The 21,730-nt window shown below is 72.5% G+C and carries 19 protein-coding genes and 1 pseudogene; 8 read left to right on the plus strand and 12 right to left on the minus strand.

What is annotated here, in order from left to right; translation table 11 throughout:
• Positions 1-92: 92 nt before the first annotated feature.
• The 7 genes and pseudogenes from ACZ6SA_RS25470 to ACZ6SA_RS25500 all read left to right on the plus strand — a co-directional run bounded on the left by ACZ6SA_RS25470 (position 93) and on the right by ACZ6SA_RS25500 (position 8,399).
• The gene (locus ACZ6SA_RS25470; RefSeq protein ID WP_347648850.1) at positions 93-1,094 is read left to right on the plus strand and encodes a LacI family DNA-binding transcriptional regulator; all 1,002 of its coding nucleotides are present in this window, start codon (positions 93-95) and stop codon (positions 1,092-1,094) included.
• Positions 1,091-2,503: a rhamnulokinase gene (locus tag ACZ6SA_RS25475; RefSeq protein ID WP_443154190.1), complete on the plus strand. Its 1,413-nt coding sequence runs from the start codon at positions 1,091-1,093 to the stop codon at positions 2,501-2,503. Before ACZ6SA_RS25470 ends, ACZ6SA_RS25475 begins: the two co-directional genes overlap by 4 nt.
• A gap of 79 nt (positions 2,504-2,582) precedes the next feature.
• Positions 2,583-5,809: pseudogene (gene fdh / locus ACZ6SA_RS25480) on the plus strand (formate dehydrogenase).
• A gap of 3 nt (positions 5,810-5,812) precedes the next feature.
• A complete protein-coding gene (locus tag ACZ6SA_RS25485; RefSeq protein WP_347648852.1) occupies positions 5,813-6,631 on the plus strand; it encodes a 4Fe-4S dicluster domain-containing protein in 819 nt (272 codons plus the stop codon).
• Entirely contained in the window at positions 6,628-7,638 is a 1,011-nt protein-coding gene (nrfD, locus tag ACZ6SA_RS25490) for an NrfD/PsrC family molybdoenzyme membrane anchor subunit (RefSeq protein ID WP_347648853.1), read from the plus strand. Before ACZ6SA_RS25485 ends, nrfD begins: the two co-directional genes overlap by 4 nt.
• Positions 7,635-7,775, plus strand: a complete 141-nt coding sequence (locus tag ACZ6SA_RS25495) for a hypothetical protein (protein WP_465830862.1) — start codon at positions 7,635-7,637, stop codon at positions 7,773-7,775. The genes nrfD and ACZ6SA_RS25495 overlap by 4 nt, the downstream gene beginning before the upstream one ends.
• Before the next feature lie 87 nt (positions 7,776-7,862).
• Complete coding sequence (locus ACZ6SA_RS25500) at positions 7,863-8,399, plus strand: NUDIX hydrolase family protein (RefSeq protein WP_347648855.1); 537 nt, start codon at positions 7,863-7,865, stop codon at positions 8,397-8,399.
• A 7-nt stretch (positions 8,400-8,406) separates the two neighbouring features.
• Here the strand turns inward: ACZ6SA_RS25500 and ACZ6SA_RS25505 are convergent, their stop codons facing one another.
• From ACZ6SA_RS25505 to ACZ6SA_RS25545, 9 genes are all read right to left on the minus strand, one after another.
• A complete protein-coding gene (locus ACZ6SA_RS25505) occupies positions 8,407-8,925 on the minus strand; it encodes a peptidoglycan recognition protein family protein (RefSeq protein ID WP_347648856.1) in 519 nt (172 codons plus the stop codon).
• Positions 8,926-9,295: 370 nt separating this feature from the next.
• The gene (locus ACZ6SA_RS25510) at positions 9,296-10,039 is read right to left on the minus strand and encodes a carbon-nitrogen hydrolase family protein (RefSeq protein ID WP_347648857.1); all 744 of its coding nucleotides are present in this window, start codon (positions 10,037-10,039) and stop codon (positions 9,296-9,298) included.
• A 14-nt stretch (positions 10,040-10,053) separates the two neighbouring features.
• Positions 10,054-11,646, minus strand: a complete 1,593-nt coding sequence (locus tag ACZ6SA_RS25515) for an ABC transporter ATP-binding protein (protein ID WP_465830865.1) — start codon at positions 11,644-11,646, stop codon at positions 10,054-10,056.
• Entirely contained in the window at positions 11,643-12,677 is a 1,035-nt protein-coding gene (locus tag ACZ6SA_RS25520) for a serine hydrolase domain-containing protein (protein ID WP_347648859.1), read from the minus strand. Before ACZ6SA_RS25520 ends, ACZ6SA_RS25515 begins: the two co-directional genes overlap by 4 nt.
• Positions 12,674-13,849, minus strand: coding sequence for an anhydro-N-acetylmuramic acid kinase (locus tag ACZ6SA_RS25525; RefSeq protein ID WP_465830868.1), 1,176 nt, complete (start codon positions 13,847-13,849; stop codon positions 12,674-12,676). Before ACZ6SA_RS25525 ends, ACZ6SA_RS25520 begins: the two co-directional genes overlap by 4 nt.
• On the minus strand, positions 13,846-14,745 hold the full coding sequence (murQ, locus tag ACZ6SA_RS25530) for an N-acetylmuramic acid 6-phosphate etherase (RefSeq protein ID WP_465830870.1): 900 nt from the start codon (positions 14,743-14,745) through the stop codon (positions 13,846-13,848). Before murQ ends, ACZ6SA_RS25525 begins: the two co-directional genes overlap by 4 nt.
• A complete protein-coding gene (locus ACZ6SA_RS25535) occupies positions 14,742-15,572 on the minus strand; it encodes an ABC transporter permease (RefSeq protein ID WP_347648862.1) in 831 nt (276 codons plus the stop codon). Before ACZ6SA_RS25535 ends, murQ begins: the two co-directional genes overlap by 4 nt.
• The gene (locus tag ACZ6SA_RS25540; RefSeq protein WP_347648863.1) at positions 15,569-16,537 is read right to left on the minus strand and encodes an ABC transporter permease; all 969 of its coding nucleotides are present in this window, start codon (positions 16,535-16,537) and stop codon (positions 15,569-15,571) included. The genes ACZ6SA_RS25535 and ACZ6SA_RS25540 overlap by 4 nt, the downstream gene beginning before the upstream one ends.
• Positions 16,537-18,075, minus strand: coding sequence for an ABC transporter substrate-binding protein (locus tag ACZ6SA_RS25545; protein WP_465830872.1), 1,539 nt, complete (start codon positions 18,073-18,075; stop codon positions 16,537-16,539). The genes ACZ6SA_RS25540 and ACZ6SA_RS25545 overlap by 1 nt, the downstream gene beginning before the upstream one ends.
• Before the next feature lie 82 nt (positions 18,076-18,157).
• On the opposite strand from ACZ6SA_RS25545, the gene ACZ6SA_RS25550 reads away from it, so the two are divergent.
• Positions 18,158-19,042, plus strand: coding sequence for a MurR/RpiR family transcriptional regulator (locus ACZ6SA_RS25550; protein WP_465830874.1), 885 nt, complete (start codon positions 18,158-18,160; stop codon positions 19,040-19,042).
• Here ACZ6SA_RS25550 and ACZ6SA_RS25555 read toward each other — a convergent pair.
• The 3 genes from ACZ6SA_RS25555 to ACZ6SA_RS25565 are packed head-to-tail and all read right to left on the minus strand — an operon-like array spanning position 19,039 to position 21,718.
• Positions 19,039-19,803, minus strand: a complete 765-nt coding sequence (locus tag ACZ6SA_RS25555; protein ID WP_465830876.1) for a creatininase family protein — start codon at positions 19,801-19,803, stop codon at positions 19,039-19,041. The genes ACZ6SA_RS25550 and ACZ6SA_RS25555 overlap by 4 nt on opposite strands.
• Positions 19,800-20,699, minus strand: a complete 900-nt coding sequence (locus tag ACZ6SA_RS25560) for a serine hydrolase (protein ID WP_443154179.1) — start codon at positions 20,697-20,699, stop codon at positions 19,800-19,802. Before ACZ6SA_RS25560 ends, ACZ6SA_RS25555 begins: the two co-directional genes overlap by 4 nt.
• Positions 20,696-21,718 carry a dipeptidase gene (locus tag ACZ6SA_RS25565; protein WP_347648868.1) on the minus strand — a complete coding sequence of 341 codons (1,023 nt, stop codon included), beginning with the start codon at positions 21,716-21,718 and terminating at the stop codon, positions 20,696-20,698. The genes ACZ6SA_RS25560 and ACZ6SA_RS25565 overlap by 4 nt, the downstream gene beginning before the upstream one ends.
• Between the last annotated feature and the right edge of the window lie 12 nt (positions 21,719-21,730).

Consider the following 21,730-nt stretch of genomic DNA (forward strand, 5'->3'; position numbering starts at 1 on the left):
GAGTCCGTCGCACGGCGGTGTCAACGCGGACCGGCGTCACGACCGGTGCCGCGACTGGCGCGCGCATCTTTAGTACGTTTTAATGAGGGCTCATGGCCATGGTCAGCATCAAGGACGTCGCCGCGCACGCCGGCGTCTCGCCCGGCACGGTCTCCAACGTACTGAACCGGCCAGGGAAAGTCGCGCCCGCCACCAGGGAGCGGGTGGAGGCGGCCATCAACGAGCTGGGGTTCGTGCGCCACGGCTCGGCGTCGACGCTGCGCGCCGGGCACAGCAGGACGATCGGCCTGAGCGTGATCGACATCGGCAACCCCTTCTTCACCGAGGTCGCCGCCGGCGTCGAGGACGTCGCCAGCGAGCTGGGCTACGCCGTGATCCTCGGCAACTCGGCCGGCTCGCAGGACAAGGAGGACCGCAACCTGCGGGTGCTGGCCGAGCATCGCGTACGCGGGGTGCTGATCACCCCGTCGGGTGAGGACCCCGCGCGGCTCGAACGGCTGCGCGAGCACGGCATCAGCGTCGTGCTCGTCGACCATCCCGCGCACCGGCCCGACCAGTGCGCGGTGGCCGTGGACGACGTCGGCGGCGGCCGGGCCGCGGTCGCCCACCTGCTGGCCAAGGGGGCCCGCAGCGTCGCCTACGTGACCGGCCCGCTGACCATCCGGCAGTGCGTGGAGCGGCGGGAGGGCGCGCGAGCCGCGATGCGGGCAGCCGGCCTCGACCCCGCGGACCTGCGGGTGACCGAGGCGATGACGATGACCGCCCGCGCGGGCGAGAAGGCCGCCGCCGACCTGGTCGCGAGCGGCCTGCCCGAGGCCGTCTTCTGCGCCAACGACCTGCTGGCCCTCGGCGTGCTGCGGGCGCTGCTGCGGGCGGGGGTGCGGGTGCCCGAGGACGTCGCGCTCATGGGTTACGACGACATCGACTTCGCCGCCGCCTCCACCGTGTCGCTCAGCTCGATGCGCCAGCCCACCTACCAGCTCGGCCGCATCGCCACCGAGCTGCTGCTCGACGAGTGCGACAACCCCGAGACGCACGCGCACCAGCACATCATGTTCCAGCCCGAGCTCGTCGCCAGGGAGTCCACGCAGTGAGTCACCGTTTCGCCGCCGTAGACCTGGGCGCCTCCAGCGGCCGGGTGATGCTGGCCGACCTGTCCGGCGGGCTGCGGCTCACCGAGGCGCACCGGTTTCCCAACGGCCCGGTGCGCGTGGCGGACCGCCTCCACTGGGACATCCTCGGCCTCTACCGGGAGATCCTGGCAGGGCTGCGCGCCGCCGGGCCCGTCTCCTCCGTCGGCGTCGACTCGTGGGCGGTCGACTACGGGCTGCTCGACGAGTCGGGCGGGCTGATCGGCAACCCGGTGCACTATCGCGACGACCGTACCCGAGGCGTGCCCGAGCGGGTGGCCGCCCTGGTCGGGGCCGACGCGCTGTACGACGTGTCGGGCCTGCAGGTGCTGCCGTTCAACACCGTCTACCAGCTGCTGGCCGACCGGCTCGACGGCGCCGCCACGATGGTGCTGATCCCCGACCTGATCGGCTACTGGCTCACCGGCGAGCTGGGCGCGGAGGTCACCAACGCCTCGACGACGGGGCTGCTCGACGTGCGCACCAGGTCGTGGGCGCGGCCCCTGATCGAGCGGCTCGGGCTGCCGGCCGGCCTCTTCCCGCCGCTGCGCCTGCCCGGCGAGCCGATCGGCGGGTTGCGCCGCGACGTGGCCGCCGAGATCGGCTGGTCCGCACCCGTCATGGCGGTGGGCTCGCACGACACCGCCTCGGCGGTGGCCGCGGTGCCCGCGTCGGGCCCGGCCTTCGCCTACATCTCGTGCGGCACGTGGTCCCTGGCCGGCGTCGAGCTGCCCGGCCCCGTGCTGACCCCGGAGAGCCGGGCCGCGAACTTCACCAACGAGGCCGGCATCGACGGCACCGTCCGCTATCTGCGCAACGTCATGGGCCTGTGGCTGCTCCAGGAGTGCATGCGCGCCTGGCCCGGCTCCGACCTGGGCGACCTGCTGACCGCCGCGGCGGCCGAGCGGCCGTTCGCCGCCGTGGTCAACCCCGACGAGCCGGTGTTCCTGCCGCCGGGCGACATGCCGGCCAGGATCGCGGCCGAGTGCCGACGCACGGGCCAGCGTCCGCCCGGCTCACCCGCCGCCTACACGCGCTGCGTGCTGGAGAGCCTGGCGCTCGGGCACCGGCGGGCCGTGCGCCAGGCGATGGAGCTGTCCGGGCGCGACGTCGAGGTCGTCCACCTGGTGGGCGGCGGGTCGTACAACGAGCTGCTGTGCCGGCTCACCGCCGACGCCTGCGGGCTGCCGGTGGTGGCGGGCCCGGCGGAGGCGACCACGCTCGGCAACGTGCTGGTGCAGGCGCGCGCGGCCGGGCTCGTCTCCGATCTGGAGGAGATGCGCTCGCTGGTCGCCGCCTCCCAGCCGCTGCGCCGCTACGAGCCGTCCGGCGACGACCGGCTCTGGGACGAGGCCGCCGCCCGCGTGTTCTGATCCCCTCTGACCTGCGCTTTCCGGTTTTCTCCCTCGTCGAGTAGGGCACAAGTCGGACCGGGGAGCATCGGGGGGCTTCATGGATCTCACGTGGCCGCTGCTGCGGCAGCTGACCGGCAAGGACCGCACGGGCCGCGGGCAGGCGGTGAAGTCGGCCGCGACGGAGGCGTTGCGGGCCCGCACGGACGGGGCTGACCGCGTCGTCAAGTCGATCTGCCCGTACTGCGCGGTGGGCTGCGGCCAGAACGTGTACGTACGCGACGAGCGGGTCGTCCAGATCGAGGGCGACCCCGACTCCCCCGTCAGCCGCGGCCGGCTGTGCCCGAAGGGCGCGGCCACCCTGCAGCTCACCACCGATTCCGGCCGGCAGCGCCAGGCGCTCTACCGGCCGCCGGGCGCGGCCGACTGGCAGGCGATCGACCTGGCCACCGCCATGGACATGGTGGCCGACCGGATCATCGCCACCAGGCATGAGACCTGGGAGCAGGAGCGCGACGGCAGGCGCACCGCCCGCACCATGGGCATCGCCAGCCTGGGCGGCGCCACGCTGGACAACGAGGAGAACTACCTCATCAAGAAGCTGCTGACCTCGCTCGGCGTGGTGCAGATCGAGAACCAGGCCCGCGTCTGCCACAGCTCCAGCGTGGTCGGGCTCGGCACGTCGTTCGGCCGGGGCGGCGCCACCACGTTCATGCAGGACCTGCAGCACTCCGACTGCGTGGTCATCCAGGGCTCGAACTTCGCCGAGGCGCACCCGGTGGGCTCCAGTGGGTGATGGAGGCCAAGGCGCGCGGCGCGGTGGTCATCCACGTCGATCCGCGCTTCACCCGCACCAGCGCGCTGGCCGACCTGCACGTGCCCATCCGCGCCGGCTCGGACGTGGCCTTCCTCGGCGCGATCATCAACCACGTGCTGGAGAACGACCTGTACTTCCACGAGTACGTGGTCAACTACACCAACGCGGCCACCATCCTCAACGAGGACTACCGCGACGCCGAGGACGGAGACGGCGTCTTCTCCGGTTTCGACGCCGCCGGCCACGCCTACGACGACGAGAGCTGGCAGTACGACGGCATGCAGGCCGCGCCCGCGTCGGGTGACCGCGACAGCGACTACCGGCGGCGCTCCGGCCGGGTGCCGCCGGGCCGTACGGAGATCACCGGCAGCGCCGGCATTCCCATGGACGGCACGCCCCGGCGCGACGAGACGCTGCGCGACCCCCGCTGCGTCATGCAGGTCCTGCGCCGCCACTTCGCCCGCTACACGCCGGAGATGGTCGAGCAGGTGTGCGGGGTGCCGCGGCGCCTGTTCGAGGAGGTGTGCCGCCACCTGACGGAGAACTCCGGGCCCGACAGGACCTCCGAGTTCGTCTACGCGGTGGGCTGGACGCAGCACAGCGACGGCTCGCAGTTCGTCAGGGCGGCGAGCATCCTGCAGCTGCTGCTCGGCAACATCGGCAGGCCCGGCGGCGGCATCCAGGCGCTGCGCGGGCACGCCAGCATCCAGGGCTCCAGTGACATCCCCACGCTGTTCAACCTGCTGCCGGGCTACATCCCGATGCCGCACGCGCACGAGCACGAGCGGCTGCGCGACTTCCTGCAGGCCGACGCGCCGCACGGTGGGTTCTGGGCGAACATGCCCGCCTACCTGGTGAGCCTGCTCAAGGCCTGGTGGGGTGACTCGGCGCAGCCGGGCAACGACTTCCGCTTCGATCATCTGCCCAGGCTGACCGGCTCGCACAGCACGTACGACACCGTGATGTCACAGCTGGCCGGCGAGTGCAAGGGCTACATCCTGCTCGGCGAGAACCCGGCGGTCGGCTCGGCGAACGCCAGGATGCAGCGGCTGGGCATGGCCAGGCTCGACTGGCTGGTGGTGCGCGACCTCAACCTGATCGAGAGCGCCACCTGGTGGAAGGACGGCCCGGAGATCGAGACGGGCGAGCTGGCCACGGCGGACATCGGCACGGAGGTGTTCTTCCTGCCGGCGGCGGCGCACACCGAGAAGAGCGGCAGCTTCACCAACACCAACCGGTGGCTGCAGTGGCACCACCAGGCGGTCGAGCCGGCCGGCGACGCGCGCAGCGACCTGTGGTTCATGTACCACCTGGGGCGGATCATCAGGGAGAAGCTGGCCGGCTCGGGGGATCAGAAGGACGCGCCGGTGCTGGAGCTCACCTGGGACTATCCGGTCGAGGGCGCGACGGCCGAGCCCTCGGCGGAGGCGGTGCTGGCCGAGATCAACGGCTGGGACGCGCGGGGACGGCCCCTTTCCGGGTACGCCGAGCTCGCCGACGACGGCTCCACCGCGTGCGGCTGCTGGATCTACTGCGGCGTGTACGCGGGCGGCGTCAACCAGGCGGCCCGCCGCAAGCCCTGGACCGAGCAGAGCTGGATCGCCGCGGAGTGGGCGTGGGCGTGGCCGGCCAACCGGCGCATCCTGTACAACCGGGCCTCGGCCAGGCCCGACGGCAGCCCGTGGAGCGAGCGCAAGCAGCTGGTCTGGTGGGACGAGCCGGCGCAGCGCTGGACCGGCCACGACGTGCCCGACATCGAGGTGGGCAAGAGCCCGGCGTACCGGCCGCCGCCGGACGCCCGCGGGGTGGCGGCGCTGTCGGGGATCGACCCGTTCATCATGCAGGCCGACGGCAAGGGCTGGTTGTTCGCGCCCGCGGGGGTGGTGGACGGGCCGCTGCCCACGCACTACGAGCCGCAGGACTCCCCGGTGGCCAACCCGCTCTACGGGCGGCAGCGCAACCCGGCACGCAAGCTCTACCCGCACGAGGACAACCGTTACCACCCGAGCGGGGACGATCCGGGCGCGTCGGTCTTCCCGTACGTGGTGACGACGTACCGGCTGACCGAGCACTTCACCGCGGGCGGCATGAGCCGCTTCACGCCCTACCTGTCGGAGCTGCAGCCGGAGATGTTCTGCGAGGTCTCGCCCGGCCTGGCCGCCGAGCGCGGGCTCGTGCACGGCGACTGGGCCACGATCATCACCGCGCGCAACGCGATCGAGGCGCGCGTGCTGGTCACCGACCGCATGCCGTCGCTCCATCTCGACGGGCGGGTGCTGCACCAGATCGGGCTGCCGTTCCACTTCGGGCCCAACGGGCTGGCCAAGGGCGACGCGGCCAACGAGCTGGCGTCGATCTCGCTGGATCCGAACTCCCACATCCAGGAGGTCAAGGCCCTGTCGGCGGACATCCTCCCGGGACGGCGGCCGCGCGGCCCGGCGCTGCGCGAGCTGGTCCGCTCCTACCAGCGGCGGGCCGGCATCGGCGAGCACACCGGAACGGAGGCGTGAGCCATGGCCTTCGACCTGGACGAGAAGCTCGCGGACGGCCGTGTCGGCTTCTTCACCGACACCAGCATCTGCATCGGCTGCAAGGCGTGCGAGGTGGCGTGCAAGGAGTGGAACGCCGTCCCCGACGACGGCATGACCTTCACCGGCATGTCGTACGACAACACCGTGGGGCTGGGCGCCGACACGTGGCGGCACGTGGCCTTCGTCGAGCAGCGGCGGCCGCTCGGCCACCAGGAGCCGGGCGTCGGCGACATGGACTTCCGCTGGCTGATGGCCTCCGACGTGTGCAAGCACTGCACTCACGCGGCCTGCCTGGACGTGTGCCCGACGGGGTCGCTGTTCCGCACCGAGTACGGCACCGTCGTGGTGCAGGAGGACGTCTGCAACGGCTGCGGCTACTGCGTGCCCGCCTGCCCGTTCGGGGTGATCGGCAAGCGGGAGACCACGGGTGTGGCGGCCAAGTGCACGATGTGCTACGACCGGCTGGGCGCGGGCGAGGAGCCCGCCTGCGCCAAGACGTGCCCGACCGACTCCATCCAGTTCGGCGACCTGGATGAGCTGCGCGCACGGGCCGAGCGCCGCCTGGAGCAACTGCACGCGGCCGGGACCGGCTCGGCCCGCCTGTACGGCCACGACCCCGGGGACGGCGTGGGCGGCACGGGCGCGTTCTTCCTGCTGCTGGACGAGCCCGAGGTGTACGGCCTGCCGCCCGACCCGGTGGTGACCACCCGTGACCTGCCGTCGATGTGGCGGCACGTGGGGGTCGCCGCCCTGGCCCTGCTCGCCGGCGTGGCCGCGAGCGCGTGGAGGAGACAGTCATGAGCCAGACCGACGTGCGCCTGGACGGCGCGGCCGGGCTGCGCGGCGAGCGCGAGGCCACGCCGGGCTCGGCGGGCCGCAGGCGTGAGCGCCTGCCGGTGCCGAGGGCGGACTTCGAGTCCTACTACGGCCGGCCTGTGTTGAACGAGCCGACCTGGCAGGCGCCCGACATCGCCGGCTACCTGTTCCTCGGCGGTCTGGCCGGCGCCTCGTCGACGCTGGCGGCCGCCGCCGAGCTCACCGGCAGGCCTCACCTGGCCAGGGCGTGCAAGGCCGGCGCCGTGTGCGCGCTGGGCGGGTCGCTCTACGCGCTGATCCACGACCTGGGCCGTCCCGAGCGGTTCGTGAACATGTTGCGGGTGTTCAAGGTGACCTCGCCCATGAGCGTCGGCACCTGGATCCTCACCGGCTACGGCCCGCAGGCCGGGGTGGCGGCGGCCACCGGGCTGACGGGGATGTTCCCCGGGCTGGGCCGGGCCGCCACCATCGGGGCGGGGCTGGCCGGGCCGGCACTGGCGACCTACACCGCCGCGCTGATCTGCGACACCGCGGTGCCCGTCTGGCACGAGGGCCATCGCGAGATGCCGTTCCTGTTCGCCGGTTCGGCGGCGGCAGCGGCCGGCGGGCTGGGCATGCTGGCCGCGCCGGTGTCGGAGGCGGGCCCGGCCCGCCGGGCGGCGCTGCTGGGCGCGGCCGTCGAGTGCGTGGCCGCCGTGCGGATGGAGCGCCGGCTCGGGCCGCTGGCCGAGCCGCTCAAGCGCAGCAGGCTGCTGCGCGCGGGCGAGGCGCTGTCGCTGGCGGGCGCGGTGGCCGGGCTGGTCGCCGGGCGCCTGGGCGGACGGGGCCGGCTCATGGCGATGGCGGCGGGCGCGGCCCTGCTGGCGGGGTCGGCGTGCACCCGGTTCGGGATCTTCCGGGCCGGGATGGAATCGGCGAACGATCCCAAGTACACGGTGCAGCCGCAGCGGAGGCGGCTGGCGAAGGCGAAAGCGGAGGGTGATCTGCGATGAAGCGGAAGGTCGTCGAATATCTGCCGTTCATGGGCATCGTGCTGATGGTCTGCACGGCGTCCTGGCTGGCGGGCAGGTCGTATCCGACCCGCCCGGCCGCGCTCGGGAGGGTCAGGGGCAGGCACGCGTCGCCCTGAAGCCGCGCGGGGGCCGCCCGCTCCGCCGCTCCACGTCTTGGGCGGGGTCAGGCCGCCTGAGGCCGGCCGGCGACGTACGATCAGCAGATGACCGAAAAGACCGAAACCACGCCTGGATGGCTCGCTCCCGACGAACTGGAGTCGGTGCGCGGCCAGCTGCCCGTCCTCTACGTCGACGCCGTGCCGGTGCGCGTCGACGACACCGGCGTGGTCACCCGCGTCGGCCTGCTGCTGCGCATCGCCGCGGACGGGACCGTCAGCAGGGCGCTGGTTTCGGGGCGGGTGCTGCTCCACGAGCGCATCCGTGACGCGCTCATGCGCCACCTGGAGAAGGACCTCGGCCCCGTGGCGCTGCCGCGCATCCCTGCCTCGCCGCAGCCGTTCACGGTCGCGGAGTATTTCCCCACGCCCGGCATCACCCCCTACCACGATCCGCGCCAGCACGCGGTGTCGCTGGCCTACATCGTGCCCGTCGCCGGCGACTGCCGGCCCCGGCAGGACGCCCTCGACCTGGTGTGGTTCACCCCGGAGGAGGCGGCCTCGCCGATGGTGCAGCAGGAGATGGCGGGCGGGCAGGGCGTGCTGCTGAAGCAGGCGCTGGCCCACGTCGGCTGCCTGCCCTGAGCGGAGGTCAGGGCCGCTCGGCGCCCCGGCGCACCCAGTCGTAGAGCGGGTCGCCGGGGCACGAGGTGGCGTAGCCGTCCCGGTGTCCCTTGACCTCGTCCCCCGCGTCGCCGTGCTCGCGCAGGTATTCGACGGCGTCGACGAGGGCGTGCAGCAGGTCGTCGTTGGGCTTGGTGAGCCCCGAGCTGCCGACCAGGGCGAGCACCGCGTAGTGGCCGGCGTTGAGGCCGGCGCCGTTGGCCGCGGGCAGCGCGTGGGGGCCGCGGCCCATGAACGTGTGGCGGTGGGGGCAGCACACCATGGTGTAGCCGAGGTCGATGTAGGTCTCGCCGCGGCCGCCCGACATGTGCATGCTCTGGATGTCTCGCACCAGCTCGCCGCACTTGTCGTGGTTGGCGGGCTCGGCGAGGTCGGCCGGCACCTTGCCGCCGGTGTAGTGGATCTTCACGCCCTTGGTCGATTCCAGGCGGGTGTAGTCACTGGTCGGCTTCTTCGCGTGCCACTCGGCACGGGTGATCAGATTCATGAGATCCTCTCCTGAACGGCACACTCTAGCCATCACCCTGCCAACTTTGCGTAGCGAGCAAATCACGCATCGTCACCACAGTGGCCTGCCGCGGGGGTGAGGGTTACCTGCCGTTTCGCTGGTAACACGAGGGAAACACCCCGATCGTCAGACTCGGATCATGTGCCCCCGGTTGCTGCGATTTATCGTGATTCTTTCCGGCGTGGCGCTGCTCATCGCCGCGCTCGTCCTGGCTCTGGACCGCCCCCAGGAGGAGCACTCGCCCTCCACCCTGGCATCCCCCCGGCCGGACACCCTGGTCATCGAGATCACGCCGCCCGCCACGCCGTTCGTTCCCGGCAAGGAGAGGTGCCGCGAGGTGCGGGCCCTCCTATCGAAAGCCACGCTCCGCCCGGTCGTGCCGGAAGGCGTCCAGCCGGTCGAAGTCGAGATCGTACGCCGACACTTCGGCGGGCGGAGGGCCGGAGAAGAAACCCTCGTGCGTCCGCGGGCAGGGGTCGGCGAACCCGGTGACTCCGGCGCACGGATGCCCGAGGTAGGTGGCCTCGTGGTGCCAGTCGCTGACGGCCACGTACGTCATGAACTCGTACGCCCGGGCCACGCTCATGTGCCGCCACAACTCGCGCGCCGGGGCGGGGCCGTCCCAGCGGGTGAGGGAGAAGGCGGGCACCAGGACCGCGTCGAGCCCGTCGTGCCCGGCCAGGCTCCCCGAGTACCACAGGTCGGCGCAGAGCAGGACGCGCAGGCGCCGGCCGTGCAGGTCGAAGCCGGCGCCGGGTCGGCCGGGCAGCACTCCGGAGCGCAGTTCGACCCCGTAGGGGTGGACCTTGTCGTACTCGGCCAGCAGCGTGCCGTCCGCGCCGAACACGGCGCCCCTGTTGATCGGGCCACCGTTGACGGCGTCGTAGTGCGAGCCGCCGACGACGGCCATCCCGGACCGCAGGGCCAGCGTGCGGACCCGGTCGAGGTAGCCGGCGCGGGGCAGGCTCGACCCGGCCAGTTCGGGCAGCAGCATCACGTCACCGGCGTGGGAGGCGACGAGCTCCTCGATCGCGTCGAAGTTGGCGTGGCCGTCGGGGGACCAGCGGGGAGGTTGAACCAGGAGGATCTTCACGTTCCTACTGTGGCTCAGGCGAGGTTGCCCGGGATGGCGGCGAGCAACTCGCGGGTGTAGTCGTCCGACGGATGGTCGAAGATCTCCTCGGCGGTGCCGCTCTCCACGATCCGCCCCTCGCGCATGACGTGCACGGCGTGCGAGATCATCCGTACCACGGCCAGGTCGTGGCTGATGAACAGGTAGCTCAGCCCCAGCTCCCGCTGCAGATCGGCGAGCAGCTCCAGGATCTGCGCCTGCACCAGCACGTCGAGCGCCGAGACCGCCTCGTCGAGCACGACCAGCTCCGGCGAGAGGGCGAGGGCCCTGGCGATGGCCACCCGCTGGCGCTGGCCCCCGGACAGCTCGTGGGGCAGCCGCTCGGCCGCCGACGCCGGCAGCGACACCTTCTCCAGCAGCTCGGCCGCCGCCCTTCTGCGGTCGGCCGCCGTACCGACGCGGTGCACGCGCAGCGGCTCGGCGATCGACTTGCCGACCGTGTAGCGGGGATCGAGCGAGGCGTACGGGTTCTGGAAGACCGGCTGGACGCGCCTGCGGAACGCGAACAGGTCACGCCGGCCCAGCGCCGTCATGTCCGTGCCGTCGAAGCGGATGCGCCCCGAGGTGAGGTCTTCGAGGCCGAGCAGCAGGTTGGCGGTGGTCGACTTGCCCGAGCCCGACTCGCCCACGATGGAGACGGTGCTGCCGCGCGGAATGGTGAAGGAGACCGCGTCCACCGCGGTGATCTCCTCACCGGTGCCCCTGAGCGGGTAGACCTTGCGCAGGTCCTCGACGACGGCCAGGTCGCCGGCCGGGCGCGGCGGTTCGAGCAGGCGCACCGACGACAGGCTCGGCACGGCCTTCAGCAGCCGCCTGGTGTACTCGTGCCCGGGCTCGGCCAGGATGGCGGCGGCGGGCCCCGTCTCGACGATCTCGCCCTGGTACATGACGGCCACCACGTCGGCCCGCTCGGCGGCCAGCGCCAGGTCGTGCGTGATGAGGAAGACCGCCGTGCCCATCTCGGCGGTCAGCTGCCCGAGTTGGTCGAGGATGCGCCGCTGCACGGTGACGTCGAGCGCGGAGGTCGGCTCGTCGGCGATGAGCAGCCTGGGCCTGCAGGCCAGCCCCATGGCGATCAGGGCCCGCTGCCGCATGCCGCCGGAGAACTCGTGCGGGTACTGCCCGATCCGCCGCTCGGGGTCGGGGATGCCCGCCATGTCCAGCAGCTCGACCACGCGGCCGCGGGCGGCCTTTCCCGCGGCGACGCCGTGCACCTCCAGGGCCTCGGCGATCTGGTCGCCGATGCGCATGAGCGGGTTGAGGTTCGACATCGGGTCCTGCGGCACCAGGCCGATGCCCGCCCCGCGGATCGCCGTCATCTCGCGCTGGCTCGCCGTGGCCAGGTCGCGGCCGTCGAAGAGCACCTGGCCGCCGGTGATGCGGCCGTTTCCGGGCAGCAACCGGTTGACCGCGGCCGCCGTGGTGGACTTGCCCGACCCCGACTCGCCGACGACCGCCACGGTCTGGCCGGGCAGGATCTCCATCGAGACGTTCCTGACGACGGTGACGTCCTGCCGCCGGGTGCGGAAGGCGACCGAGAGGTCGCGGATCTCCAGGAGCGGGCTCATACGGTCCTCGATCGTTCGGTGGTGGCCTGCAGCAGGTCGGCCCAGAGCTCCTCGGTCGGCACCGGGACGCCCTCGACGAGCAGGCGGTTGCTCGCGAGCACGAGGGCGATGTCGCGGCCGGGCACGAAGCCGACGGCGCAGCCCACGTAGCCGGGGTGGCCGAGCACGGTGACCGTCTCGCCGGCGAGCGCCAGGTCGTACCTGCGGAAGCCGAGCGCCTGCGCGGGGTCGGGGCCGGGGGCGAAGAACTCCCGTGCCACCTCGGGCCGCCACAGCCGGTCGTGCTCCTCGTAGCGGGACATCGCGGTGCAGTACTTGAGGAGGTCGGGCACGGTCGAGAAGAGCCCCGCGTGCCCGGAGACCCCGCCGAAGGCGTGGTGGGCGTTGCCGTCGGCGACCTGCCCGAGCACGGGCGCGCGGCGCCAGCCGGCGAAGTCGCCGCTGCGGTAGGGCACGGGGTACGGCTCCCCCGTGTCCAGCATGCGCATCTCGACCCGGTCGTCCAGGGCGCTCATGGCCACCTCGGAGCCGGCCGGGCGGGCGTAGGTGGTCGAGGTGAGCCCGAGCGGCCGGGTGACCAGCTCGGCCACGGCCCGCTCCAGGCGCATCCCGGTGACGGCCGAGACGATCCGGCCCAGCAGGACGAAGCCGAGGTCGGAGTAGTGCCGTGCGCGGCCGGGACGGTAGCGCGGCGGCGGCAGCCGCGGCTGGATGTAGAGCGGCCACCACTCCCACAGGCCGCCCCGGTGCAGCAGCAGGTCCCGCACGGTGATCGCCTCGTACGACCGCGGCAGGTACGCGCTGAGCGGCGCGTCGAGGTCCACGAGCCGGTCGGACACCAGGCGGATGAGCGCCGTCGTGGTGGCCAGGATCTTGGTGACCGAGGCGAGGTCGTGGTGGGTGCCGAGGGTCATCGCGGCGACGCCCTCGCGCTCGCCGTCGACCCAGCGCACGGTGCGGTGGCCGGTGCACTCGGTGAGGTCGAACCAGGGCGTGCGCGCGGCCATGACGACGCCGGGTGGCGCCTTCACCGCGCCAGCACCAGGGCGCGGGGCGAGCCGGCGAGCGGCGCGGGCAGCACGAGCGGGCCCGCGCCCGGGGTCAGGGTGCCGAGCACGCGGGCGGCCCGCGCGCCCGTACCGCCGGGCACGGTGCCCGGCAGGCCGTGCGCGCTCAGCCAGCCGATGAGGGCGAACGCGATGGCCTCCTTGTCGTCGGCGGGCGCGCCCAGGTCGTCGGACGGCCGCACGTTCACGGCGGGCAGCGCCGAGCGCAGTCCGTCCATGATCACCGGGTTGCGGCAGCCGCCGCCGGAGACGACCAGCGTGCTCACCTCCGCGGCCCGCACGTCGTGGGCGACCGTGCGCACGGTCAGCTCCGTGAGCGTGGCCACCAGGTCGGCGTCGCCCACCTCGCCGCCCGCCGCACCTCCCGCCCGGACCAGCGCCTCCTCGACGTAGCCGGGGTGGAACAGCTCCTTGCCGGTGCTCTTGGGCGGGGCCAGCCGGTAGTAGGGCTCGTCGAGCAGCACCTCCAGCAGCCGCGGCCGTACCCGCCCCGACGCCGCGATCCGACCGTCCTCGTCGAAGCCGCTGGCGTTCAGCCCTCTGCCCGTCACCACGGCGTCGATGAGCGCGTTGGCCGGGCCGATGTCGTAGGCGTACAGCTCGGCGCCGCGCACCACGGTCATGTTGGCGATGCCGCCCAGGTTGAGCGCGCCCGCGCCGCCGTCGTACGCGCCGAGCAGCAGCCCGTCCAGCACCGACACCAGCGGGGCGCCGTGCCCGCCCGCCGTGATGTCCCTGATGCGCACGTCGGACAGCACGGGCGTCCCCGTGCGCTCGGCGATCCAGGCCGGCTGGCCGATCTGCAGCGTGCCGCGCGCGTGCGCCCCCTCGACCCAGTGGAAGACGGTCTGCCCGTGGGAGACGATCAGGTCGGCGGGGCCGCCCTCGGCGATCGCCGCGGCGGCGGCCTCGGCGAAACACCGGCCGATGAGCGTGTCGAGCACGCACACCTCGGCCAGCGTCGCGGGCGCGGGCGGCAGCGCCGCGATCAGCCGGGCGCGCAGGTCCTCCGGGTACGGTGTGCTCGCCGTGTGGCCGACCCGCCCGTGGAGCACGCCGCCCGTCAGCTCGAAGTCCACCATCGCCACGTCGATCCCGTCGTGCGACGTGCCGGAGATCATCCCGAGAACCCTCATGCCCGCTCCTCCAGTGCAGCGCGCAGCCTGCCGCCGGCCGCGGCCAGCCGCGCCGCCGCGTCCCGCGGGGCCAGGCCGAAGCGGGCGGCGACGACCGCCTGTCTCACGTTGTAACCGTTGGCGTCCAGCACGGCCAGCGCCTCCTCGCGCCCCGCGCCCGTGATCGTGCGCACGATGCGCACGGCCCGCTCGCGCAACTTGCCGTTGGTCGCCTTCACGTCCACCATCAGGTTCCCGTACGTCTTGCCGAGCTGCACCATGACGATCGTCGAGAACATGTTGAGCACGAGCTTCTGCGCCGTGCCCGCCTTGAGCCTGGTCGAGCCGCTGACCACCTCGGGCCCGACGAGCACCTCGACGGCGTGCGCGGCGGCCGCGCTCAGCGGCGTGCCCGCGTTGCAGGACAGCCCCACGGTCAGCGCGCCCAGCTCCCCGGCCCGCCGCACCGCGGCCACCACGTACGGGGTGCGCCCGCTGGACGCGATGCCCACGACGGTGTCGAGCGGTCCCACACCGGCCGCGTCCACGGCCGCCGCCCCGGCCTCCTCGTCGTCCTCGGCGCCTTCGCAGGGCGACACGATCGCGCTCTCACCGCCGGCGATGATGGCGAAGACCTGCTCGGGCGGCGTGCCGAACGTGGGCGGGCATTCGGAGGCGTCCAGCACGCCGAGCCGGCCGGGGGTGCCCGCGCCGACGTAGACGAGCCGGCCGCCGGCCCGCACGCGTTCGGCGGTGGCCTCGATCGCCTCGGTGATCCGCGGCAGCGCCTGGGCGACCGCGGCGGGCACCGTGGCGTCGGTCGCGTTCATGGTCGCGGCCAGCTCGCCCACGCTCATCGTGTCGATCCCGGCGAACCGGGGGTCGGCCGTTTCCGTCGTCAGGTGTGAGAGGTTCACCGCTTGCCTCGGTTTCGCGGGTCGAGAGTGTCACGCAGGCCGTCACCGAGCAGGTTCAGGCCCACCACGAGCAGGACGACGACGGCGCCAGGCGCGATCAGCGTCCAGGGGGCGACGAAGACCAGGCTGCGCGCCTCGAAGATCATCGATCCGAGCGAGGGCGCCGGCGGCGGCGTGCCCAGGCCGAGGAAGCTCAGCGACGCCTCGGTGAGCACCGCCCACGACAGCGAGAGCGCGACCTGGACGACGATGATCGAGGTGATGTTGGGCAGCACGTGGCGCAGCATGATCTGCCAGCGGCTCAGGCCGGTCGAGACGGCCGCCTTGACGTACTCGATCTCCCTGAGCGACAGCACGGGCCCGCGGGTGACGCGGATGAAGATGGGCACGTACACGATCGCGATGGCCACGGCGATGGTGAACCGGTTGCGGTCCAGCACCGAGGCCAGCGACAGCGCCAGCAGCAGCGGCGGGAACGCGAACAACACGTTCGTGACGCCGCCGATCGCGCCGTCGGCGACGCCGCGGTAGAAGCCGGACACGAGCCCGCCCAGCGTGCCCACCACGGTCGCGAACGCCACCGCCACGACGGCGACGAACGCGGAGTTGCCCACGCCGGCCGCCACGCGGGAGAACACGTCCCTGCCGAACTGGTCGGTGCCGAACAGGTGCTCGCCCGACGGCGCGCGGAACCTCGACGGCGGATGCTGGGCGATCGGGTCGTACGGCAGCAGCCCCGCGTACGACAGCGCCGCCACGGCGGCCAGCAGCACGAGGATGACGACGCCCGCGACCCCGGCGGGGCTGCGCCGCGGCAGCGCGGTCACGACGCCCTCACCCGCGGGTCGATGATCCGGTAGAGCGCGTCGGTCAGGAGGTTGACGACGACGAACGCCAGCGCGATCACCAGCACGGTGCTCTGCACGACCGCGTACTCCTTCTGCTGGATGCCCAGCAGCACCTGCCGGCCGATGCCCGGCACGGAGAAGATCTGCTCGACCACCACCGCGCCGCCGAGCAGGTAGCCGAACTGCAGGCCCGTCATGGTGACGATGGGCACGAGCGCGTTGCCGAGCACGTGCCTGACCTGCAGCCGCCGCTCCGGAACGCCCTTGGCCCGGGCGGTGCGCACGAAGTCGTGCGAGCGCACCTCGAGCACCGCCGTGCGGGTGGTGCGCAGGATCGGCGCCGCGATGCCGAAGCCGAGGACGAGCGCGGGCAGGAACATCTGCTGCAGGTTGAGCAGCGGGTCCTCGATGAGCGTGGCGAAGCCCTGCCCGTTGGGGTTGAACCCGAACGAGGCCGCGAAGATCGACAGCAGCGTGGTGGCCAGCAGGAAGGCCGGGATCGACAGCCCGGCCAGGCTCACGACCTGGCCGAAGGCGTCCCTGGGTGCGTTGGCCTTCGACGCCGAGAGCATGCCGAGCGGCACCCCGATCAGCAGGGCCAGCACGATGGAGAAGACCGCCAGCTCGAACGTCACCGGCAGCGCGTGCAGGGTCAGGTCGAGCACGCTCTGCTGGGAGCGCGCCGAGTAGCCGAAGTTCCCGGTGAACATGTTGCCGAGCCAGGCGAAGAACTGCGTGACCAGCGGCTGGTCGAGGCCGTAGTACTGCTCGAGCGCCTGCTTCTGCGCCGGGGTGAGCGCCGCGGCCTCGGTGCCGAGCCCCGCCGTGATCTGGTTGCCGGGGATCGCCCGGAGCATGACGAACACGAACACGGCCACCCCGAACAGGGTGCCCACCGTGCTCGCCACGCGCCGTACGGCGCGGTTGCCTGCGATCCGGCGCATCAGCTGACGGACGTGGTGCGCAGGTACTGCAGCGAGCCGCTGGCCATGGGGACGAAGCCCTGCACGTTCGAGGTGGTCGCGGTGTAGGTGTAGCCGGCGAACAACCAGATCCAGGCGGCGTTGTCCTCCAGGTGGGCGGCGACCTGGTCGTAGATCGGCTTGCGGGCGGCCTGGTCGGTGGTCGCCTTGCCCTCGGCGAACAGCTTGTCCAGTTCGGGCGAGCTGTAGCCGGCGACCTTGTTGAGGTTGCCGTCGCTGGTGAAGTAGCGGCCGTAGGAGCCGTCGGGGTCGGGCCGGCCGCCGTTGAGCGCGACGGCGGCGTCGAAGTCGGCCGCCACCCAGCGGTCCACGAACGCGCCCGACTCCAGCACCTCCAGCTCCAGGTTGATCTTGGCCTCGGCGAGCTGCGCCTTGAGGTTCTGGGCCTCGTTGACGGAGGTGGCGTACTCGCCCTGCGAGACGATGGTCTTGACGGTCACCCCGCCGGACTTGCCGGCCTTGGCGAGATAGCCGGCCGCCTTGGACAGGTCGCGGGTGGGGCAGGGGCGCTTGGCCGGGTCCGACTTGTAGGCCGGGGCGGTGATCGGGCCGGTCACCTCGCCCTCGCCGAGCGCGGCCGTGTCGAGCACCTGCTTGCGATCGATGGCGCACTGGATCGCCAGCCGCACGTTGACGTCCTTGAGGTCGCCGTGGCTCGCGTTGAGCTGGAGGACGTGGTAGCTGAGCTGCGGCGTCTTGGCGACGGTGATGGTGCCGCCGCCCTCGGCGGTCTGGGCGACGAGCGGGTCGTCGAAGACCGCGAGCTGCACGTTGCCCGACTGCATCGCCGACACGATGGACGACTCGTCGGGGATCACCCGGAACTCGACCGTCGGGACCTTCGGCTTCTCGGGGCCCCAGTACTTGTCGTTCCTGGCCAGCGTGATCGACTGGCTGGCCACGCGCTTGCTCAGCGTGAACGGCCCCGTGCCGTTGGGGGTGGTGGCGAGCTCCTGCTCGGTGTCGTCGGAGGAGAGGATGGCCATGTTGACGGTGGCGAGGTTGGCGGGCAGCGCCGCGTCGGGGCCGGTCAGCTCCAGCACCACCGTGCTCGCGTCGGGCGCCTCGACGGACTTCACCGACGACAGCGACGCCCTGGCCACCGCCGCCGTCTTCTCGTCCATGATCTTCTCGAGGGACGCCTTGACGTCCTCGGAGTCGAGCGCGCTGCCGTCGGCGAAGGTCACGCCCTGGCGGAGCTTGAGGGTGAGCTTCTCGCCGTCCTTCGAGGTCTCCCACGACTCGGCCAGCCCCGGCACCACGTTGAGGTCCTTGTCGAACTCCGTGAGCGTGCCGTAGAGGTTCTGCAGCACGTTGACGGCCTGGAACTGGGTGGCCTTCCAGGGGAACAGCGTGTCGGGGTCGGAGGTCACGCCGACCACCAGGCCCTTGGCGGGGGTGTCGCCGCCGGCGGCGGGGCCGGAGGACGACGAGCAGCTGGTGAGGGCGATGGACAGCGCCGCGGCGATGCCGACCGCGGAGAGCGCGCCACGGGGCATGTGGTCTCCTCGGAGGAGTAGGTCATAAAATTACGCAGACCCTACCATCAAGGTACTTATTTTCCTTCTGCGGGGGATGACGATGGGCGAGGAAGCCGAGACGGTACTGATCCGCATCCGTGCGGCCATGCCCGCGCTGCGGCCGTCGGAGCGGCGCATCGCGGAGGAGTTCACCGGCGACCCGGCCGCCACCGCCAACCTGTCCATCGCCGAGCTGGCCGCCCGCTGCGCGACCTCCACGACCTCGGTGGTGCGCTTCTACCAGCGCATGGGGTACGCGCACTACAAGGACTTCAGGATCGACCTGACCAGGGCGGTGGCCAGGGAGGAGCTGGCCACCTCGAGCCTGCCGGAGGTGTCCGGCGACATCGACCGCCACGACAGCCTGGAGGGCATCGTCTCCAAGGTGGCGATGAACGAGACGCTGTCCATCGCCGACACGGCCCGCGCGCTGGACATGGAGGCGCTCGGCGAGGCGGTGGCGCTGCTGCTGGGGGCCCGCAGGATCGACACGTTCGGCGTCGGCGCGAGCGCCCTGGTGGGGCTCGACCTGCAGACCAAGCTGTCGCGCATCGGCCGTACCGCGATCAACTGGCACGACGCCCACTCGGCCTGGACCTCGGCGGCCACGCTCGACGGCGCCTGCGTGGCGGTGGCCGTCTCGCACACCGGCGCCACCACCGACACGGTCGAGTTCCTCGCGATCGCCCGCGCGTCGGGCGCCTCGACGGTGGCCATCACGAACTTCCGCGAGTCGCCGCTGGCCCGCGCGGCCGACGTGACGCTCACGACGGCCGCGCGGGAGACCAGGTTCCGCTCGGGGGCGCTGGGCAGCCGCATCGCCCAGCTCATGGTCGTCGACTGCCTGTTCACCGGCGTCGCCCAGGCCTCTTACGACGCGTCGATGGAGGCGCTGCGCAACACGTACGCGGTGGTGCACGACCGAGCCGCGCACAAACGCGGCTAGGTCACGTACGGCTCGAAGAAGCGGGTCAGCAGGCCGGTCAGGCGGTCGAGATACTCCTCGCCCGCCCGTGCGGTCGCCGGCCGGGGGTCGCCCAGCACGCCGATCTCCGACAGTGCCCTGGTGCCGTGCTCGAACAACCTGCGCGCGGTCGGCTCGTCGAACCGGCCGCCGAAGCCGGCCTCGGCCCGGTCCATGTCGACCAGGTCGGGCCGGAGCGCGAGCACGATCGACGTCTCGGCCTCCCCCGCGTGCGAGCCGCTGACCTCGGGCGGGAACCCGCGCTCCCACCCGGCCTCCGCCAGCGCCCCCACGAACTCCTGCAGGTCGGTGTACGGGACGAACCGGGCGCCGCCCACCCGGCCTTCCGTCTCCGCGAACAGCTCGGCCAAGGGGGCGAAGTTGCCGCCGTGGCTCGGCAGCACCAGCACGGTCTCGAACCCGTGGGCGGCCAGGCTCTCGCAGCAGCGCAGGATCACCGCCTTGAACGTCGCCTCGTCGAGGGTGACGGTGCCGGGGAAGGCCATGTGGTGGGTGGAGACCCCGAACGGGACGGTGGGGGCGAGGAGGACGCCGGGCAGCCGTGCGGCCACCCTGTCCGCGAGGGCGTCCCCGAGCATGGTGTCGGTGACCAGCGGCAGGTGGGGGCCGTGCTGCTCGGTGGAGCCCGCCGCGAACAGGACGGTCCGCGCGCCCGCGGCCATCCGCTCCTCGACCTGCGGCCAGCTCATCTCGGCCAGGCGCGGGGCCGGTGTGAGGCTCATCGGGTGCTCCTCAGGTGGTCGACGAGCAGCCGCGCGACCGCTCCGACAGCGGCGTCGGCCCGGCCGTCGCGCAGGTCGAAGTCGTGCTGGCGCAGGAAGATCGCGACCGCGTACTCCTCGCCGTCGCCGAAGTCCACGACGCCCACCTCGTTCCTGACGCCGCCGTAGAAGGTGCCGGTCTTGCCGGCGATCGCCGGGCCGTCGCGGTAGGCGGTGGAGAGCCGGTGCGGGGCGTACTGCTGGAGCATGACGCGCCGCACCTCCTCGCAGGCCGCCGGCGGCCCGGCCTCGTCGCGCCAGACGAGGCTCAGCAGGGTGGTCATGTCGCGCGCGGTGGTGGTGTTGCCGGTGGTCCCGGCCAGGGCGGGGCTGGCGGCGACCGCGGCCCTGAGCGCGTCGCGGTCCTCGTTCAGCGGATCGCCGTCGAGATCGTCGAAGATCTCCGCGATCAGCCCGGCGCAGTCGAGGCGCACGGTGGTGTCGCGGATGCCGAGGGCGTCGAGCCGGGCGGCGATGCGGGCGGTGCCGACGATCCTCTGCAGCACGTCGGTCGCGGTGTTGTCGCTGACCTGCATCATCAGCAGGGCCAGGTCACGGACCGACAGCTCGACCTCGTCGAGCATCGAGGAGATGCCGCTCGGGCCAGGGCTGCGGACGTCGCCGGGCACCCGGATCCGCCGGGTGAGCGGCAGCTCGCCGGCCGCGGCCTGGCAGGCGACCTCCAGCAGGACCGCGACCTTGTACGTGGACGCGGCGACCTGGACCGCGTCGGCGTCGAGGGCGAGCTCGGCGCCGCCGCCGACGTGGCGGGCGTGGAAGGCTCCGGTCGTGCCCGCCGCGGCCAGGGTCTCGCGCGCTCGCTCGATGGTGGCCGGCGCGCCGGCGGTGACGGTCATGTCGTGCTCCCTGTCTCGTGCCATACCCGGTCGAAGACGCGCAGCCAGTTGCCGCCGAGCACGGCACGGGTCTCGTCCTCGGTGTAGCCGCGCTCGAGCAGCCGCTGGGTCAGGTTGGGCAGGCCCGACGCGTCGTCGAGGCCGGCCGGGAAGTGCCACGGCGGTGGCGGGTAGGTGGCCGCCGACCAGATGCCGTCGCGTACGTACTGCTCGTAGAGCTCCATCGGCGGGTTGCGGATCGTGTAGTCGATCCCGATGCCCACGTGCTCGACTCCGACGAGGTCGGCGACGTAGGTGATGGCGTCGACGAAGCGGTCGAGCGTCGGCGGCGACTGCCCGGACAGGAACCCGGGAAAGCCGTTGATCCCGACCAGCCCGCCGGTCGCGGCCAGGTCCCTGATCAGGGCGTCGGAGATGTTGCGGGAGCTGGGATGCAACCCGGCGGGGTTGGAGTGGGAGGCGACGACCGGCGCGGTGGACAGGGCGATCGCCTCGTGGCTGGTGCGCGCGCCGGTGTGCGAGACGTCGATGACGATGCCCAGCCGGTTGAGCTCGGCGACGACCGTGCGGCCGAGCGAGCTGAGGCCGGCGTCCGACGCCTCCTCGCAACCGTCGCCGACAGGGCTGCGCTGGTTGTAGGCGAGCTGCACGACCCGCACGCCGAGCCGCCAGAACAGCTCGACGAGGTCGGCTTCGTACTCGAGCGCGTGGGTGCCCTGGAAGTGCAGGACCACGGCCAGCTTCCCGTCGGCCTTCGCCCGGCGGATCTGCTCGGCCGAGGTCGCGAGCACCAGCTGGTCCGGCCGTTCGCGCAGGTAGCGGAAGGCCTCGGCGAGCAGGGAGACCGCCCGGCGGCAGTCCTCGAACGCCACGAAGCTGACCACGCAGCAAGTGGCGCCGCCGTCGATCCAGGTCTGCAGCCGTTCCCTCCAGTGGAAGCCCGGACAGGTGCCGTCCACGACGATCGCCGCGTCGTGGAGGGCGCGCGCGGACCGGGTGACGGGCGTGGTCGTCGACACGGAGATCTCCCC

Source organism: Nonomuraea sp. NPDC049378 (assembly GCF_055586745.1).